General features: G+C 58.3%; 14 protein-coding genes. 5 read left to right on the top strand and 9 right to left on the bottom strand.

Annotated elements, in window-relative coordinates; all coding sequences use genetic code 11:
- The first annotated feature begins 126 nt into the window (after positions 1 to 126).
- The 3 genes from ung to HCK86_RS00940 all read left to right on the top strand — a co-directional run bounded on the left by ung (position 127) and on the right by HCK86_RS00940 (position 2,891).
- Positions 127 to 822 carry a uracil-DNA glycosylase gene (gene ung, locus HCK86_RS00950; protein WP_176082599.1) on the top strand — a complete coding sequence of 232 codons (696 nt, stop codon included), beginning with the start codon at positions 127 to 129 and terminating at the stop codon, positions 820 to 822.
- Positions 823 to 886: 64 nt separating this feature from the next.
- Positions 887 to 2,314: an aldehyde dehydrogenase family protein gene (locus HCK86_RS00945; protein ID WP_176082598.1), complete on the top strand. Its 1,428-nt coding sequence runs from the start codon at positions 887 to 889 to the stop codon at positions 2,312 to 2,314.
- A gap of 187 nt (positions 2,315 to 2,501) precedes the next feature.
- Positions 2,502 to 2,891 (top strand): RidA family protein, encoded by a 390-nt coding sequence (locus tag HCK86_RS00940; protein ID WP_176082597.1) that lies wholly within the window; start codon positions 2,502 to 2,504, stop codon positions 2,889 to 2,891.
- 263 nt (positions 2,892 to 3,154) lie between these two features.
- Here HCK86_RS00940 and HCK86_RS00935 read toward each other — a convergent pair whose 3' ends face one another.
- A complete protein-coding gene (locus tag HCK86_RS00935) occupies positions 3,155 to 4,858 on the bottom strand; it encodes a glycoside hydrolase family 32 protein (RefSeq protein WP_176082596.1) in 1,704 nt (567 codons plus the stop codon).
- Positions 4,859 to 5,417: 559 nt separating this feature from the next.
- On the opposite strand from HCK86_RS00935, the gene HCK86_RS00930 reads away from it, so the two are divergent.
- The gene (locus HCK86_RS00930; RefSeq protein WP_176082595.1) at positions 5,418 to 7,157 is read left to right on the top strand and encodes a PhoPQ-activated protein PqaA family protein; all 1,740 of its coding nucleotides are present in this window, start codon (positions 5,418 to 5,420) and stop codon (positions 7,155 to 7,157) included.
- Between the two features lie 326 nt (positions 7,158 to 7,483).
- Here HCK86_RS00930 and HCK86_RS00925 read toward each other — a convergent pair whose 3' ends face one another.
- The 7 genes from HCK86_RS00925 to HCK86_RS00895 form a co-directional block, all read right to left on the bottom strand.
- Entirely contained in the window at positions 7,484 to 8,065 is a 582-nt protein-coding gene (locus HCK86_RS00925; RefSeq protein WP_176082594.1) for an NAD(P)H-dependent oxidoreductase, read from the bottom strand.
- A gap of 1 nt (position 8,066) precedes the next feature.
- Positions 8,067 to 9,476, bottom strand: a complete 1,410-nt coding sequence (locus HCK86_RS00920; RefSeq protein WP_176082593.1) for an FAD-binding oxidoreductase — start codon at positions 9,474 to 9,476, stop codon at positions 8,067 to 8,069.
- Positions 9,477 to 9,478: 2 nt separating this feature from the next.
- On the bottom strand, positions 9,479 to 10,792 hold the full coding sequence (locus tag HCK86_RS00915) for a cytosine deaminase (RefSeq protein WP_176082592.1): 1,314 nt from the start codon (positions 10,790 to 10,792) through the stop codon (positions 9,479 to 9,481).
- Positions 10,792 to 11,637 (bottom strand): ABC transporter permease, encoded by an 846-nt coding sequence (locus tag HCK86_RS00910; RefSeq protein ID WP_176082591.1) that lies wholly within the window; start codon positions 11,635 to 11,637, stop codon positions 10,792 to 10,794. The genes HCK86_RS00915 and HCK86_RS00910 overlap by 1 nt, the downstream gene beginning before the upstream one ends.
- On the bottom strand, positions 11,637 to 12,467 hold the full coding sequence (locus HCK86_RS00905) for an ABC transporter ATP-binding protein (protein ID WP_176082590.1): 831 nt from the start codon (positions 12,465 to 12,467) through the stop codon (positions 11,637 to 11,639). The genes HCK86_RS00910 and HCK86_RS00905 overlap by 1 nt, the downstream gene beginning before the upstream one ends.
- An 80-nt stretch (positions 12,468 to 12,547) precedes the next feature.
- A complete protein-coding gene (locus HCK86_RS00900; protein WP_246739427.1) occupies positions 12,548 to 13,510 on the bottom strand; it encodes an ABC transporter substrate-binding protein in 963 nt (320 codons plus the stop codon).
- A 521-nt stretch (positions 13,511 to 14,031) separates the two neighbouring features.
- Positions 14,032 to 14,970 carry an ABC transporter substrate-binding protein gene (locus HCK86_RS00895; protein ID WP_246739426.1) on the bottom strand — a complete coding sequence of 313 codons (939 nt, stop codon included), beginning with the start codon at positions 14,968 to 14,970 and terminating at the stop codon, positions 14,032 to 14,034.
- Between the two features lie 247 nt (positions 14,971 to 15,217).
- On the opposite strand from HCK86_RS00895, the gene HCK86_RS00890 reads away from it, so the two are divergent.
- Positions 15,218 to 16,159 (top strand): LysR family transcriptional regulator, encoded by a 942-nt coding sequence (locus tag HCK86_RS00890; RefSeq protein WP_176082587.1) that lies wholly within the window; start codon positions 15,218 to 15,220, stop codon positions 16,157 to 16,159.
- A gap of 16 nt (positions 16,160 to 16,175) precedes the next feature.
- On the opposite strand, the gene HCK86_RS00885 is transcribed toward HCK86_RS00890, so the two are convergent.
- The gene (locus HCK86_RS00885) at positions 16,176 to 16,976 is read right to left on the bottom strand and encodes a creatininase family protein (RefSeq protein ID WP_176082586.1); all 801 of its coding nucleotides are present in this window, start codon (positions 16,974 to 16,976) and stop codon (positions 16,176 to 16,178) included.
- Positions 16,977 to 17,099: the final 123 nt, after the last annotated feature.

The raw sequence follows: 17,099 nt of genomic DNA, 5'->3' as shown, positions 1-17,099 counted from the left end.
AAAGTCGAGCGCAAAAGATTGCAAACACACGAAAAACGCGCATTGATTCTATTCCGCTGACGCGGTTTGCAAAATCGCCACCGATTGGCTAACCAGAAGGGGTCGAAATGGCTGCAGGAGGGCTGGATGGTGAGCGAGATCAGGCTTGAGGATAGCTGGAAGCAGAGGCTTTCGGGCGAGTTTTCCGCTTCCTATATGCAGTCGCTGCGCGCATTTCTGATGGCGGAAAAAGAGGCTGGGAAGCATATCTATCCCAAGGGCTCGGAATATTTTCGCGCGCTGGATCTGACGCCGCTCGACAAGGTCCGCGTCGTCATTCTTGGACAGGACCCCTATCACGGTCCGGGGCGGGCCCACGGGCTCTGCTTCTCCGTCAAGCCCGGCGTGCGCACGCCGCCGTCACTGGTCAATATCTACAAGGAACTGGCAACCGATGTCGGCTTCAAGCCGGTGCGGCATGGTTTTCTCGAACACTGGGCGCGGCAGGGTGTGCTGATGCTCAACAGCGTTCTGACGGTCGAGCAGGCACAGGCCGCCTCGCATCGCGGACGGGGCTGGGAACAGTTCACCGATCAGGTGATCCGCATAGTCAACGAGGAATGCCCGCATGTGGTTTTCATCCTGTGGGGCGCCTATGCGCAGAAAAAGGCGGCCTTTGTCGATCGTAATCGCCATCTGGTGCTGACGGCGCCCCATCCTTCGCCGCTTTCGGCGCATAATGGCTTCTTCGGCTGCCGGCACTTTTCCAGAGCCAATGCGTTTCTGGAGAAGAATGGCATGACGCCGATCGATTGGCAGCTCCCGGAAAATCCGGAAAGTTGAGATCTTCTGCCGGCCTATGAGAACCGGGCATACGCCCCGTATCGCGCGATTGAGGGAGCAGTTCATGAGCAATAATCTGAAATTCTACATTGATGGCGTCTGGGTTTCGCCGCTCAGGGAAAAGATCATTCCGGTGATCAATCCCGCGACCGAGGAGCCGTTCATGGAGATTGCCGGCGGTTCGGCAGAAGATGCCGATCTGGCCGTAAGGGCGGCAAAGCGCGCCTTTGCCGGTTTTTCCCGGACCAGCCGCGATCAGCGCATGGCGCTGCTGGAGCGGATTCTCGATTGCTACATGGCACGCTTTGATGATCTCAGCGAGGCCGTGCGGCTGGAAATGGGTGCCCCGGTCAACCTTGCGAAAGGCTCGCAGGTGCCGGTTGGCGCGTCCCACATCAAATCGACGCTTGAAGCGCTGGCGGAGTTTTCCTTCTCAGATCCTTGCGGCGAGGCAATGATCCTCAGGGAACCGATCGGTGTCTGTGCCCTGATCACGCCGTGGAACTGGCCGCTGAACCAGATTGCCGCCAAGGTGGCCCCTGCCATCGCCACCGGCTGCACCATGGTGCTGAAACCCTCGGAAGTAGCGCCGCTGAGCGGGCTGATCTTTGCCGAGATCATGGAAGAAGCCGGTGTGCCCAAGGGCGTGTTCAACCTTGTCAACGGGACCGGCCCTGATGTCGGGCAGGTCATGGCCGGTCATGAGGATGTCGATATGGTGTCCTTCACCGGCTCGACCCGGGCGGGCATCATCGTTGCCAAGACGGCGGCTGATACGGTCAAGCGCGTCTGCCAGGAACTGGGCGGCAAATCGCCGAACATCATCCTTGCCGATGCCGATCTGGAAAGAGCCGTGCGCTACAGCGTCACCGAATGCTTCGAGAATTCCGGCCAGTCCTGCAATGCGCCGACGCGTCTGCTCGTGCCGGAAAGCCGGCATGATCTGGCGCTGTCGATCGCCAAGGCGACGGCGGAAAGTCTGGTGACCGGTGATCCGGCCAGCGAACAGACCGATCTTGGTCCGGTCGTCTCCGAGGTACAGTTCAACAAGATCGAGGGGCTGATTGAGAAGGGCATCGCCGAAGGCGCCGAACTGGTGACCGGCGGCCCCGGCCGCCCGGATGGGCTCAACCGCGGCTATTATGTCCGCCCGACGATTTTCGGAAATGTCACCAATGACATGACGATTGCCCGCGAGGAGATCTTCGGCCCAGTCCTGTCGGTCCTGCCTTACGAAACCGAAGAACAGGCGATCGAGATTGCCAATGATACGGTTTATGGGCTGGCCGCCTATGTCCAGTCCGGTGATCTTGGGCATGCGCGCGATGTGGCTGCGAAGCTGCGTGCCGGCAATGTCTCGATCAATGGTCCGGCCTGGAGCACCAAGGTGCCCTTCGGTGGCTACAAGCAGTCCGGCAACGGAAGGGAATTTGCCGATTGGGGCATGCATGATTTTCTCGAGATCAAGGGCGTGCGCGGCTATGGCGCGTGAGGCCTCGCATATTGCGGTAAAGTCTTGACAGCGCGGACCATCCCGGCCATGCGTGACTGACATAAAGCGCCCCTCATGGCCTGAAATGACACATGCGGGGCGCAACAACATCGTGAGATTGCACATTGTTTTCCGTTTGCCGCCTTGTGGCTGCATCGGCGATGTGCTGGCTTCGGAGGCAATCCTGATGAAAAAGAGCATCAACCCGCCCGGCGTGCGCCAACCATTCGGCAATTACAGCCATGGCCTTTACGTGCCGCCCGGCGCATCACTGCTGGTCACCTCCGGACAGCTCGGCATCGGACCGGATGACGTGATCCCGCGCACTGTCAAGGGACAGGCCGAACTGTGCTTCGAGGCGATCCGCAAGATCCTGGAAGAGGGCGGCATGAGCTTCGCCGATGTCATCCGCATCAACGGCTATGTCACCATGCGCGAGGATTTCCCTGCTTACATGGAAGTGCGCGACCGCTACACCTGTGATCCGCTGCCGGTTTCGACGCTGCTGGTTGTCGGCGGCTTCACCCGCGCTGAATTCCTCGTCGAGGTGGAAGTGACGGCGGCGAAGGTGCTTTGAACGGAACTGATGAGGCGCCCCTTCGGGCGTCTCAGCCTGCTGACACAGTCGTTCAGATTGCCTGTTCGGGGTGAAATGGCCGCCCCTCCGTCGTCATCCCCGTGCTCGTCACGGGGATCCAGATTTGCAAGACATTGAATAGAAAAGTTCTTTCGCCGCGCGGACGCGCAGCGGCTTAATGCCTGTGACCAGCACAGGCATGACGTCAGAAAAGGTGGCGAGGTTTGTCAGCAGGCTGAGGCGCCTCTTCGGGCGCCCTTTCATCATAGCGCCAGCGCCCAGATCTTTGCCGAGGCAATATTGCCCTCACGGATCCTCAGCGAATGGACGGGGTCGAAGCCGGCAATGCGCTTGGTGCCGGTCCAGCGGCCGTTGTCGGCAAAGACCTCTATCGAGCCGATATCAAGGAAGATGCGCAATTCCTTCGGTTTCGCGTGGGGAGAGACGTAGTCAGGCTTTGGCTGATGCGTGTCGTCGTGATAGGTGAGGCGCAGGCCATCACCATCAAGCCGGAGAATGATTTCCAGATTGTGGTGGTAGAGATCAAGCTCGAAGGGCGCGTCATCGTCATTGAGCGTGATGATGATCTCTGCCTGTCCATGTTCCAGCTCCACCGTTTCGCCGCCGGCCAGGGCGCTGTCGTCGACCAGCGCGGCGCGCAAGGCTTCGACGCCGGCGATCGGCGGCGTTTTCAGGACTCCATCCTCGTAGACGATATTGCGCGGCAGCGTCATGGCGGTCGGGAAGTCGATTTCCGGGCGGGCATCGGCCCAGTTGGCAAGCCAGCCGATTCCGACCGGCGTTCCGTGGTCGAGAAAGGCCTGAAAGGCATAATTGTCGGCGATGAAATCCAGTTCCTGCTCGAAGTCCGGCGTGAATTGCTTGCCGTCGAAATGGCCGACAGTGGCAGAGGTCAGGTTTTTGCGCCCCGTCACCTCGTCATGGCTGTGCATCAGGCCGGCAATCAGCACCCAGTGGGTTGCCGGATCACCCGCAGGTCCGTCAAGCGGCAGCAGGCAGGGACATTCGATCACCTGGGTGTTGAAGCGGCTCTCGGAATGCAGAATTGAGACAAATTCCCAGCCTGACGCCGCAGTGACATCGGCGGTTTCGTAAAGCAGCACGACACCGGCCTCGCCGCTGCGGCTGCCGAGCAGCATCTTCCAGTAGCCATCGGGTCCGCGGAACACATAAGGATCGCGGAAATCCTGGGTCAGATTCTGGTCTGCCGGACGCTCGCCGATCAGAAGTTTTGCCGCGCCGGCGAAAATCAGCGATTGCGATGTCGCCATCATCTGGATTTCGCGTTCGGGCGCCCGCTCGATGACGTGCTCGGTGAAGAAGACGCGAATTCCGGCGCTGTCGTCGAGCGGAATGGCCGAGCCGGAAAAGGCGCCACCGCGCCGGTCCGGCCGGTGGGTCAGATCTTCTGACGGAAACAGGAAGATCGGCAGATGCCGCCAGTGGAGGAAGTCCTCCGAAATGGCGTGACCCCAATGCATGGTGTTCCAGGTCAGCCCATGGGAGTAATGCTGATAGAACAGGTGAGCCGAGCCGTTGAAGCGGCCAAATCCATTCGGATCATTCATCCAGCCGAAAGGCGGGCGGAAGTGATAGCTGCCGGGGGCCGGGGCTGGGGCATTGGCGGCATGGGTGCGCAAAACCGTGATGCCTTCCTCAAGCACAGAGGCATCCGTGAACCAGTAGGCAACCGAAATCGTCGTGGTTTCGGGATCATAGGCGCATTCGAGTTCACCGCCATGGGGCATGAAGAACATGCGGAACTCATATTCCTCGGCATTTTCGACGAAGACATTGCCAAAAATCCGGTCGTTGAGGGCCAGACGAAGCTCTGCTGCCGCATGGGGCTGTGTCGCCTTGAGCCAGACGTGAAGCACGGCGTTGACGGGGACATGGCCGCGGAGTTTCCGCAACCGGCTTTCGTCGACGATGAACTGATCGGCCATTCTCTTCCTTTCCGTCTCCCCTCCCGCAAAACGATCAAGAGGCCCTGCCGTGGTTTGCTGACGGCAGGGCCTCTTCTAGACCTAGTCAGATGACCCGTTTTGTAAAGGGCGGGTGCAAGAAAAGTATCGGAAGGCTTGGATTTCCCGCTTTCGGTCTCCCCTCCGTCTCGACCGGGAAAATTGCCGCAGACTGTTGTCCCGGCACCATCCGGTGCGTCCGGCGCGGATGGCTCTTGCGAGGATCCAGAAGGCAGGCGTGAACGAAATTTCCGCGCGGTTGAACGGGAATATTGACTGCAATCATAAATAGCAATAAATTAAATAAATCGCTAAAGTAGTATACAGGTCTATTTCCTCTTACGCATGGCTGGAGCGTGAAGCGATCAGGCTCGGCGATGAAAGTCCATATGCATGGCCGCAGATACAGCGCGGCACGAAATCAGATGTTCTTCAAACGTAAAGCCTGGAGGCGAAAATGCACGTATTGACTGCATTGGCGGCGAGAAAGCTCGTCGCCATTGGGATAGTTTTTGCAGCTTCCTTTGTGGCGGAAAGCCCCGTGCTCGCTGAGCAACCGAAGCCACTTGCGCAATTGTTCGACTTTATCGACAACACGGTCGGAGCCGCGGGCACCTATAGCAATTGCGAATCGGTCAACACCTTGGCGACAGCCCTTTCGGAAACTTACCTCTGCGACTTTGTTGCACAGACGAGCTGGTACAACACTGCTTCTGACTTTATTTCGGCAGACAGCGGCGGCGGCGCCTGGACCCAGAAGGTGATTGTGACCAAGCCTTCGAATTTCGGCGGAGGCTCCAGCGAATATCTTTATCTTGGCGCGGGCGGTACCGAGGATGCGGAATTCTACTATGCCCTGTTCCACGATCTTCTGGCTGAGATCATAACCTTGCCATCCTACGGCATGCAGCCGCAGGATATCGATGCCGTTCTGACAAGTGGCTGCAGGATTACTTCGACCGATGTCAACTGCGTTACCGCCAATCTCGCTTCGCTGATTTCGGCGTCGACGAATGTTCCGATCATCGTGCAGCTCGATATTCCGGTTGAACCGGTCGAGATCAAAAGTCCGATTGACGGCAATTATTATCTCCGGAGCGAAGATGATCTCATCGCCGAAAGTATCATGTATCCCGGAAAGCACCTGGACCAGATAAACGAGTATATGGACTATGTGACGCTGTTTCCGATGGCCTCGTCGCTGGTCCATGGAATGGAGGCGGGGATGGCTTCGGTCGGACAGATATCGGATCTGGCGCATTTCCCGCGGGCCACGAATTATGTGCTGGCGGGTGCATCGAAGCGCGGCTGGGCGCTTTACCTGGCGCTGATGTATGATCTGACGCATGATCAGATGTCGAAGGCCGCAATTCCGATGGTCATGCCCTTCGATCTGCAGCCCGTGCTGTCGTCCATCAGTGCCAATTTCTATTTCCCGTCTGAATACCACGGGTGGTCTCACGACCTGCAACCCTATGAACGCGACAAGAAATACAACACAAGCGATCGCAACCTTCTCGACGTTATTTCCAGCGGAAGCTTTGCCGCCTGGGAGGCTCAGGTGGATATTGCTCCCTATCTCCGGCAGAGTTCCGGGATATTGAATGGATTCCCGATCCTTGAAGTCGCGGCGACGCATGATGACTATTTCACGCCCATCGCTCCTGCCTATGTCATGGAAGATTTCTGGATTGGCGGTTTCGATCCCTATGCTTCCCTCGTTCAGATGCCGAATGTCGGCCACGGGCGCATCGACCCGAAGGATTATCCGAGCCTCATCGAGCCGGCCTTTGCAATCCTCGGATTCGTCATTGATGCAACGGGAATCTCAGGCAACATCTTCAACTATACCCCCGAATCGCAATACGCCAACAATTTCATGTCACAGCTTATGTGGCAGTCCGCCGGGCAGTCGTTCCTGATCAAGACCACGCAATTGCCACTGATCCAGGATGATGGAGCTGCAGTCTACTATCGCTGCGCCTATGCAAACAACAAGACGGACCTTCTAATATATCCCTATCAGAGCGGCGATCCGATAAGATATTCAGACAAGGCCTATTTCAGTGACGTCGAGTTTGTGCCTGACGGCTTTTTCTTCTGGCGCTGGAATCCGAGCTTTTCCTGGATCGTGGAGCGGATGCAGGGATGCAATGGCGATCCCTCGTCGGCCTATCTCGGTTTTTTCCTTGGCGTTATCTATCCCGGTGAGCACCCACCTGCGCTCGTCAGCAAGCACTATCGGGAAAGCCCGGTCTATATCATCAACAACCCGAACTAGCGCATCGGCTCGAAAATCGGAATCGATTTTCGAAAAGAACGATGCGTAGATTCAATAAGTTAGAGCGTCCTTTGTGCATCCGAATGGATGCACGGCGCTCTAGGAGGCGTCTCGATCCGCTGACCAAATAAGTTGGAGCGCCGTGCGCCCAGAAGGACGCACGGCGCTCCAAGTCTTTGTTTCCTCGCGTTTCCGGACGGAAAACCGGTATCCGCTCTTCCTGGAAACGCTCTGCGCGTCGTCGGTCCCTTCGGCGGCATCAAATTCAAAAAAGCACCGGGCGTCTCGCCCGGTGCTGTCGTGTTCCGCCGACAGGCAAGCGCAGTTCAGAACGCTTCCATTTCCCGCTTTACCTTGGCAAGGAACTTCGCCCTTGTTTCCGGTGTGCAGTTGTTCATGTCGTAATGGGCGAGGAATTTCGCCGGCGCGCCGAGCTTCACCTGCACGCGGATGGCCCGCATGAACAGCTTTCTCGGCGGATCACCCGCAAGGAAGGCCCGCTTGCGGTCGCCACCATAGGTGAAGACAGCGGCGATCTTGCGGATATGGCGCAGCGACGGCTGCACCTTGCCGTTTTCGATCGAGAAGTTGACACCCGGCAGCCAGACGCGGTCGAAATAACCCTTCAGGATGGCCGGGAAACCGAAATTCCAGATCGGCGTGCAGATGACCAGCGCTTGCGCCGCCTTCAGCCGCTCGACATAGGATTTCACCGGTTCGGTGTTTTCCGGATAGGTGTGGTAGCCCATCCGCTCCTCACGGGTCAGGACCGGGGAGAAATTCTCGGCATAAAGATCGCAATCATCCACCTCATGGCCGGCCGCCGTCAGGCTTTCGACCACCTGGCGGTGGAGTGCTGCGCCGTAGCTCGTCTCCACCGGATGCGAAAAGAGGACCAGGACGCGCATGCTATTCTCCGGTAACGGCGGTGATACCCTTGAACAGGTAGTTCTTGCCGGCCTTGAAATCGAATTCCGGGTCGTCCCAGGCAATCATCTTGCCGGGGTTCAGCAGCCCCTTCGGATCGGTTTCCTTCTTGAATTCCAGCTGTCGCTCGTCCGTCTGCTTCATGCCGCCTTCTTCCAGCGTATAGCGGTGCGGATTGAACACCGGGCAGCCGTTTTCTTCGTGAATACGGATGATCTCTTCCAGGCGCTCCGGCGTGGTGTAACGCACCAGTGGCAGGCCCGAGCACTGGATTGCGCCGTCAAAACGCAGAAATTCCAGATGGCCGATCACTTCGTCGCCGAAGATCGCGCACATTTCCTGAACCTTGGCGACATGGCCGGGGCTCGGATACTGAACCTGAAGATAGGTGAAATTGTCAGGCTCCATCTTCATCGCGCGCAGCGTCGTGTGGTTCCAGCCGAGCTCATAGGCGCGCGGCACGCCCTTGGTGTTCTCCGCCGTGTCCGAGCGATAACGGATCGTGCCGCCATGCACCTCGACCAGCGCCTTGAACGGCTCGATCGAGTGCGGCGCCACCATGACGACGGAGATCGACTCGCCTTCTTCGAGGAAAGGCTTCAGCCGGGTGAAATAGTTATAGGGAACCGGTGCCGCAATCGGGGCGATTTCCTTGGTGAGAATGCCGGTGGAGCTTGCCAGATGATCGGAGAAACGCACCGCATCCATGAAGCTGTCATGGCCGACGATCACATCCACCCATTCATAGGCAGGTGCCAGCGGCATTTCCACTTCGGTGATGATGCCGTTGGTGCCATAGGCATGGGAGACCTTGAGCAGATCGAGCGAGGTCAGCTCCATCACCCGCGGTTCGGCCTCCAGCGTGACGATCCTGAGACGCAGCACATTGCCGAGATCGCGCAGGCCGCCCCAGTGGACCGAACCGACACCGCCGGAGCCACCGGCGATGAAGCCGCCGAGGGTTGCCTGACCGGTGGTGGAAGGGTGGAACCGCAGTTCCTGGCCGGAATGGGCCTTGGTCTGGCGATCAAGCTCGGCGCAGATGATGCCTGGCTCTGCAATGACGCGGCCAGGCTCGATCAGCTTGATCCGGTTCATTTTGGTCATGTCGAGCACGATACCGCCGGACAGCGGCATGGACTGGCCGTAATTGCCGGTGCCGCCGCCACGCGCGGTCACGGGCGCGTCATGCTTGAAGGCAACCTTCAGCACCTTGATCAGTTCGTCTTCATTTTCCGGGGAGACGATCAGGTCGCCGGTGACATGTTCAAGCTGCGCCTTGAGAATTGGCGAGTACCAGTAGAAGTCCCGGCTCTTGCGCAGAACCATTGCGGGATTGTCTTCGATGGCAATGCCTTCAAGTTCGGCCTTGATCTGCTGATAGTCAGTCATGTTCACTTATCCATGAGCGGGTCAAGTTCGCGATAATCCGGCAGGCTGCGGTCGATGCCCATGCCATTCCGCATCACGATGCGGTCAGCCTGCGGACGGGACAGAAACTCGCTCCAGCGCCGGGCGCTGAACAAGACGAGATCGGCGGGGCCGCCTTCGGCAATCACGCCGCGGTCGGCAACCCCCATAATTTCGGCCGGCGTGCGGGTCATGATGCGCGCGGCTTCATCGAGAGGATGGTCGAGCTGAAGAATACGGACTGCCTCGCGGACGACTTCGACACCATCAAGATCGCCATAGGCATAGAAGGGGTCGCGGGTATTGTCGGAGGAGACGCAGGTCTGAACACCGGCGGCGGTCAGTTCCTTGAACAGGGTGACACCGCGCCAGCGTGGCGTGCGGCCCGTGTGCCGGTCCTGCAGATACATGTTGCACATCGGTAGCGAGACGACCGAAAGACCGGCTTTGGCGACCACATCAATGGTGCGTTTCGCGGTTTCCTCATCCTGGCGCGCCAGCGAGCAGCAATGGCCAACCGTGACCTTGCCTTCATAGCCGTTGCGGATCTTGGCCTCGGCGATTTTCTTCAGCGTCAGCACTTCGCGCTCTTCGGTCTCGTCGACATGCAGGTCGATATCGAAGCCGTTATCACTTGCGGTGCGGAACATCTTGTCGAGCTGGGCGTCGAGATCGGGCAGCATCATGGTGACACCGCCAAGAAGACCGCCATGGTCGCGGATCACCTGAACGAGATCGTCGAAGAATGGCTCGAAGATCATCTCGGTGGAGAATAGCGCGACGGCCTGCAGGTCAATTCGGCCCTTCCATTTCTCGCGCATCGCGGAGAAGACCTCGAACGAGATGCGATGCTGCGGTGGCAGGCTGTCGAGATGGGTGCGCAGAAGGGCGGTGCCGTGGGCATAGGCTGTCTTCAGCGAGAATTCCATGCGCGCGGCCACATCGTCCGCCGACCAGTTGGCCTCGCGGTCGAGCTTCACATTTTCCAGTGCGCCCATGAAGGTGCCGTCGGGATTGCGCCGCCGCTCCCAGATATGGCCCTTGTCGATATGGGTGTGGAGTTCGGCAAAGCAGGGCCAGACCATGCCGTCACGCAGATCGGCCGCGGGAAGCGTGGCATCGGCTGAACCATAGGGCAGGATCTGATCGACCTTGCCATCGGCGATGATGAGATCGGCCTTGATCAGACCTTCGCGGGCCGCGAAATCATCGGCGCCATTGACGCTGATTTTGGGCAATGTGCAGTGCTTCAGCGCGAAATGACGCGCTGAAGGAAGTTCAACGAAATTCGTGGACATCAGTTTTCCCGCTTGATGCTGCTCTCATGCCAGCGATGCAGGCTGAGCCAGGCAATGAAGGAGGTGAGCGCGAAGATTGCGACACCCAGCATGCCAAGCATGATCAGCGCTGCAAAGAGACGCGGAATGTTAAGGCGGAACTGTGCCTCCAGCAAGCGGAATGCAAGGCCTGAGCCAGCGCCTGCAGAGCCTGCGGCAAATTCGGCAACGACAGCGGCAATCAGGGCAAGGCCGCCGCCGATCCTGAGGCCGGTCATGAAATAGGGCAGCGAGGCCGGCAGTTTCAGATGAATGAGCGTCTGCCAGCGCGAGGCGCCGTAGAGCTCGAACATGTTGATGAGGTTGTGATCGACGCTCTTCAGGCCCTGGGCCATGTTGGACAGGATCGGGAAGAAGGCGACGAGGAAGGCGCAGATCAGAAGCGCGACCTGGGTGGTCGGCGTATAGATCAGGATCAGCGGTGCGATGGCAACGATCGGCGTGACCTGCAGGATGACGGTGATCGGGTAGAGCGCCAGTTCAAGCCAGCGTGACTGGACCATGATCACCGCAAGGCCGACACCGCCGACAAGGGCGAGAAACAGCGAGATGAAGGTGATCTTGGTGGTGACCCAGAGTGCCGGTGCCAGAATGCCCCAGTCCCGCACGAAGGCTTCGGCAACCAGCGTCGGGCCGGGCAGGATATAGGGCGGCGTCTTGTAGATGATGACGATCATCTGCCAGACGAAGACGAGAAACAGGATGACCAGCACCGGAATGCCGATCTGCAGGATCAGATCCTTGTTCTTGGTGAAGAAAGTCTGCTGTGGCCGCAGTGTTGCGGCATCAATGGCCTGATCGCTCATCAGTGGTGTCCTCCGGCTGCCTGGATGGCGCCCTGCAGAGAGTGTGAGACCTTCTCGCAGGCGGCGCGATATTCTTCCGAGGTGCGATAGTCTTCGTCGCGCTCGGCGCTGGTGACGAGCGGGAAGTCGTCGAAAACCTGGCCAGGACGGGCGCGCATGACAACGATGCGGCTGGAAAGATAAGCGGATTCGAAAACGGAATGGGTGACGAAGATGACCGTGATACCGGTCTCGCGCCACAGCTTCAGCACGTCGTCATTGAGGCGCTGACGGGTGATTTCATCAAGGGCCGCGAAGGGCTCATCCATCAACAGCAGCTTTGGCTTGGTCACAAGCGCGCGGGCAATGGAAACGCGCATCTTCATGCCGCCGGACAATTCGCGCGGATAGGCATTGGCAAAGTCCTGCAGGCCGACGGTCTTCAGAACCTTCTCGATCTCCGGTGCTGCAGCTGCCTTGGTGACGCCGCGCAGTTTCAACGGCAGATAGACATTGCCGAACACCGTCTTCCAGGGCATCAGGGTCGGCTCCTGGAAGACAAAGCTGATATCGCCTTCCGGACGGCCCTTGGAGGAAATGCGCGAACTCGGCCAGTCGATCGTGCCCGTCGTGATATCGCCGAGCGCCGACATGATGCGCAGGGCCGTTGATTTGCCACAGCCCGACGGACCGAGAAGGCTGATGAACTGACCGCGTTCCACGGTAAGCGACATATCGTTGAGAGCGAGCGTTCCATTGGAGAAAATCTTGCTCACATGCTCCATCTTGACCAGCGGTTTGGCGAGCGATGGAGGAGTAGTATCCGCAAGTGCGGCGCCTGTTTGCGACATTCGCTTCGATCCGGTTTCTTGGGCGTTGCTGGAGCCGGCCCGCGTAAAGCGGCGGGCCGGCGGCGTTCAGATGGGAAGAATTACTTCTTCAGCTCCATGCCGACCTTCTTGCAGACGAATTCGGGATCGTAGGCGGCGGTGTAATCCGGGCCTTCCTTGATGACGCCGGCCTTGACCATGTCGGCGATGAAGCCGTCATAATGGGCCTTGGTCAGGCAGCCGATACCGCCTTCATCGGCGTCACCGGATTCAACGATGCCATATTCCTTCATCTTGGCGATGGAATATTCGATCTGACCATCCGTCATATCCGGATTGTCCTTCTTGATCAGGTCGTTGGCTGCAGTGTTGTCGCCATAGAGATAGTTGTACCAGCCGATGAGCGTTGCATCGACGAAACGCTGAACCAGATCAGGGTTTTCCTTGACCAGCTTGGTCTGGGCGGTGATCGTTTCGGCGTAGGGCGAATAGCCCTGGTCGGCGAGAAGGAATACCTTGGGCTCCCAGCCGGTCTGCTTCTGGATCTCGTAGGGTTCGGAGGTCAGGTAGCCCTGCTGAGCAGACTTCGGATCGGCGATAAAGGGGGCCGGGTTGAAGGTGTAGGGCTTGTACTGGCTGTCGCTGAAGCCTTCGAAATTGGCCTTCATCCATTCGAAATAGGACAGAAAGCCGTCCTTGCCCATCAGGATGGTCGGCAGCGTTGCCAGATCCTCGAACTTGTCGATGCCCTGATCGGGGTGTGCCATCAGGATTTCGGGGCTCTTCTGGAAGATGCCGGCGATATCGACAATCGGAATACCTTCAGCAACGGCATTCAGATTGGTCAGTGGCGTGCCCATGAAGAAATCGATCTTGCCGGCGATCAGCAGCGCATTATTGGCAGCCTGCGGGCCGCCCTGAACGATCTCGACATCGAGGCCGTATTTTTCATAGGTGCCGTCGGCAACCGCCTGATAGTAGCCGCCATGCTCGGCTTCTGCGAGCCAGTTGGTGCCGAACTTGACCTTGTCGAGCGCCATTGCCGGGCTGGATACCGCTGCCATTACGGCAACGGTTGCTGCTGCGCCAAGCAAACTGGTTTTCGAAAAAATGGACATTTAGCTATTCCCCTTCGCTGTAACGGTGTCACGAAATTGACGATCCGAAATTCTATTTGAGCGGCTGGACTGCGCCTTGAGAAGCACCAAAATTCGTCCACATCGCTCTCTTTTTTGCACCAATTGGTAAATTGAAGCTTTTGTGTTCGTTATGCGTAAAAATTGAACAGCGCCTGCTTAATTGCTGTGTTCCTGAGGGGTTTATCCGCCGGATTTCCCTTTGAAAACTATGCCGATCGCCGCATTTACGTGCTGAGATGTCGCAGTGGAAACACAGTGCGCCGGACGTTGTATCGTTGAAATACAACCCTGGAAACTTACATGTATTACGACACTTCCCTATGCGTGTATATTTTCGCCGCCGAAATGCTCCGGCGGGGTCTGGACCGCCGGAGGTGAGGCATGGCAGCGATGTTGACGCATATCGTCACGCGCTCCGGTAGCGCACGCAAAATGAGTGCGATCTGTTACGGTTTCAGATCGGCACCGACATTCTTGCAGACGAAATCGGTGGTGTAGGCCTTGTCGAAAGCAACGCCGGTCTCAAACAGTCCGACGGCGGCCATCTCGTCGTAGAATTTCTTGTAATGCGCATCCGTCATGCAGCCGATGCCTCCGTCATCGGCATCACCGGATTCGACCAGGCCATATTCCTTCATCTTCGCGATCGAATAGGCCAGCTGCTCATCCGTCATGTCGGGATTGTCTTTTTTGATCAGGGCGTTCGCGGCGCTGTTGTCGTGGTAGAGATAATTGTACCAGCCGATGATCGTGGCATCGACGAAGCGCTGAACCAGATCCGGATTCTCTTCCACCAGCTTTTTCTGAACGGTGATGGTTTCCGAATAGGGCGAATAGCCTTGATCGGCCAGAAGAAAGACCTTCGGCGTCCAGCCGGCCTGCTGCTCAACCGCGAAGGGTTCGGAGGTCAGGTAACCCTGCTGGGCCGATTTCGGATCGGCGATGAAGGGCGCAGGGTTGAAGGTATAAGGCTTATACTGGCTGTCGGAAAAGCCTGTAAAATTGGCCTTCATCCATTCGAAATAGGACAGGAAGCCGTCCTTGCCCATCAGGATGGTCGGCAGCTTTGCCAGATCCGCAAATGTCTCGATGCCCTGATCCGGATGCGCCATCAGGATCTGCGGATCCTTCTGGAAGATGGCCGCAACATCCATGATCGGGATCTGCTGGATAATGGCGTTGATCGAGCCCTGGGGCGAACCCATGTAGAAATCGATTTTGCCGGCAATCAGCAGTGCACTATTGGCCGCCTGCGGGCCGCCCTGCACGATCTCGACATCAAGTCCGTATTTCTCATAGGTGCCGTCGGCCACGGCCTGATAGTAGCCGCCATGTTCGGCCTCGGCGAGCCAGTTCGTGCCGAACTTGACCTTGTCGAGCGCCATTGCCGGCGCGTTCGCGCCCAATAGCGTAAAGATGGCAGCGGCCGAAAGGGCCGTTGCCTTTGCGTGTTTCACCATGTCGCTGTTCCCCGTTTTTCCGTTGGAATTGAATATCAGCAAATTTATATGAATGCTTTTCGCGTATCTTGAAAAGGGTCTAAAAACGATCAGGACGATGCTTTTTTTGCAGCTGTCGCGAAATTGCGCTAAGCATGCCCGACACGTGCCAAAAAGGGTCGCGGGTGCTGACATGCTGCATTCCAGAAAACTGCAATATATCGATGAAATCGCCCGCTGTGGCTCAATCAGAAAGGCGGCAGCGCGGTTGAATGTGGCCTCGTCTGCGGTCAATCGACAGATCCTCGCGCTGGAGGAAGAGCTGGGGGCACCCCTGTTCGAGCGTCTGCCGCGCGGATTGCGGCTGACGGCGGCCGGCGAGATGTGCGTCGAGCATATCCGCGAAGTGCTGAAAAGCTACGAGAAGCTGGAAAGCCGCATACGCGCGCTGAAAATGCCGCAGGCCGGCAAGGTGACGCTGGTGACGACGGTGGGGCTGGCCGCCGGGCCGCTGCCGGAGGTCATCGCGCGTTTCATCCGCAATAATCCGCGCGTGCGCATCAATCTGCGCTCCGATGGCGGGACGACCACGATTGCCATGGTGCTGACAGGCGATGTCGATATCGGCCTTGGCTTCAATATTCCGGCGACGCCCGGCATCCGCGCACTCGCCTCCTTTGATGTGCCGATCGGCGTCGTCATGCCGCCGGATCACCCGCTGGCATCGGCTAAAAAGGTCAATCTGTCGGATGTGGTGCAGGAGCCGCTGGTGCTGGCGCAATCGGGCACCAGCCTGCGCAATGTCATCAATCTGGCGCTGTCGCCGCTGTCTCTGCCGATCGAGCCGGTGCTTGAGACCAATGCCTCGGAAATGCTGAAGCTTCTGGTCAAGGCCGGAACGGGGCTGACTTTCCTCAATCCGCTGGATGTCTATTCCGAATGCAAGCGGGGCGAGCTCGCTTTCCGGCCGCTCGCCGATGCCCATGTGCGCCATCAGCCGATGAAGCTGTTTTCCAGGTCGCGGGCACCGCTCGATGCCGCAACCAGCCTTTTCGTCGATTACCTTCTGAAAGAGCTGGTTGCGATGATCGATGAATTGCAGGAGCAGCAATATCTGCCGCCGTCGGCGCAATAATGCGCGTCGCCTGGCTTCAGGCCGGGCTGTAGAGCTTGTCGAGCGGGTAGGATTTCAGGTCGTAAAGCAGTTCGATCACGCCGGTGATCTGGTGAGCGCAGATGGCTTCGCCCTTTTCCACGGTGGCGATGGAGGCATTGCCGAGGGCGCCATCAGGGTTCAGATCATGGGCGATCCAGGCCAGTGTATGCGGCGGCGTCGGCTGCAGGTGCTTGGTGTTTTCCTTCTGCCATTTGGCCAGGGAAATGAAATCCTTGGCGTGTTCCATGCTGACCAGTTCCGGGCGGAACTTGAGCATCAGTGATGTCTCGACCTCGCCGCCATGGATGCCGAAGCTGCGCTCATCTTCGCTGATGAGACCTTCCGGATGGCCAAAACGGCCCCATTGTGTGGCGACCACGGCCATCTGGTAGCGCACGCGCAATTCGCGGGCGACAATGTTCATCACGTCGAGATTGCCGCCATGGCTGTTGATGATCACCATCTTGCGCAGACCTGCAGCGGCAACCTTCTCACCAATGGTGGTCCAGGCCTGGATCAGCAATTCCGCCGGCAGCGACAGGGTGCCGGGGCCGTAAATATGCTCGTTGGCCTTGCCGACTTCCTGAACGGGCAGAACCAGCACGTCGAGATCATCCGGCAGGCGCTCCTGAAGCGCATCCAGCATGCCGCGGGCGATCGCCACATCGGTCGCGACGGGAAGATGCGGGCCATGCTGCTCGGTCGAGGCGACCGGAAGAACGGCAATCGTCGTGTTCGGGTCGAGTGCTGCAAATTCGCGGCTGATCAGTTCATTCCAGTAAAATCGTTTCGCCATTGTTCCCTACCGCATTGAGGTTTTGTCCCGCCCGGCAGGCTTGCCGGAGCAGGTGAAATCGGAGCGCCTGTTGCGTCTTATCAAGGCTTAGGGAAAATATGGGGCGGGCAAAAGCATCGTTTT

The sequence above is a fragment of the Martelella sp. HB161492 genome (genome assembly GCF_013184775.1).
Lineage (GTDB): Bacteria > Pseudomonadota > Alphaproteobacteria > Rhizobiales > Rhizobiaceae > Martelella.
Note: the sequence above shows the minus strand (reverse complement) of the source record. Positions and strands in the feature narration are given on the sequence as shown.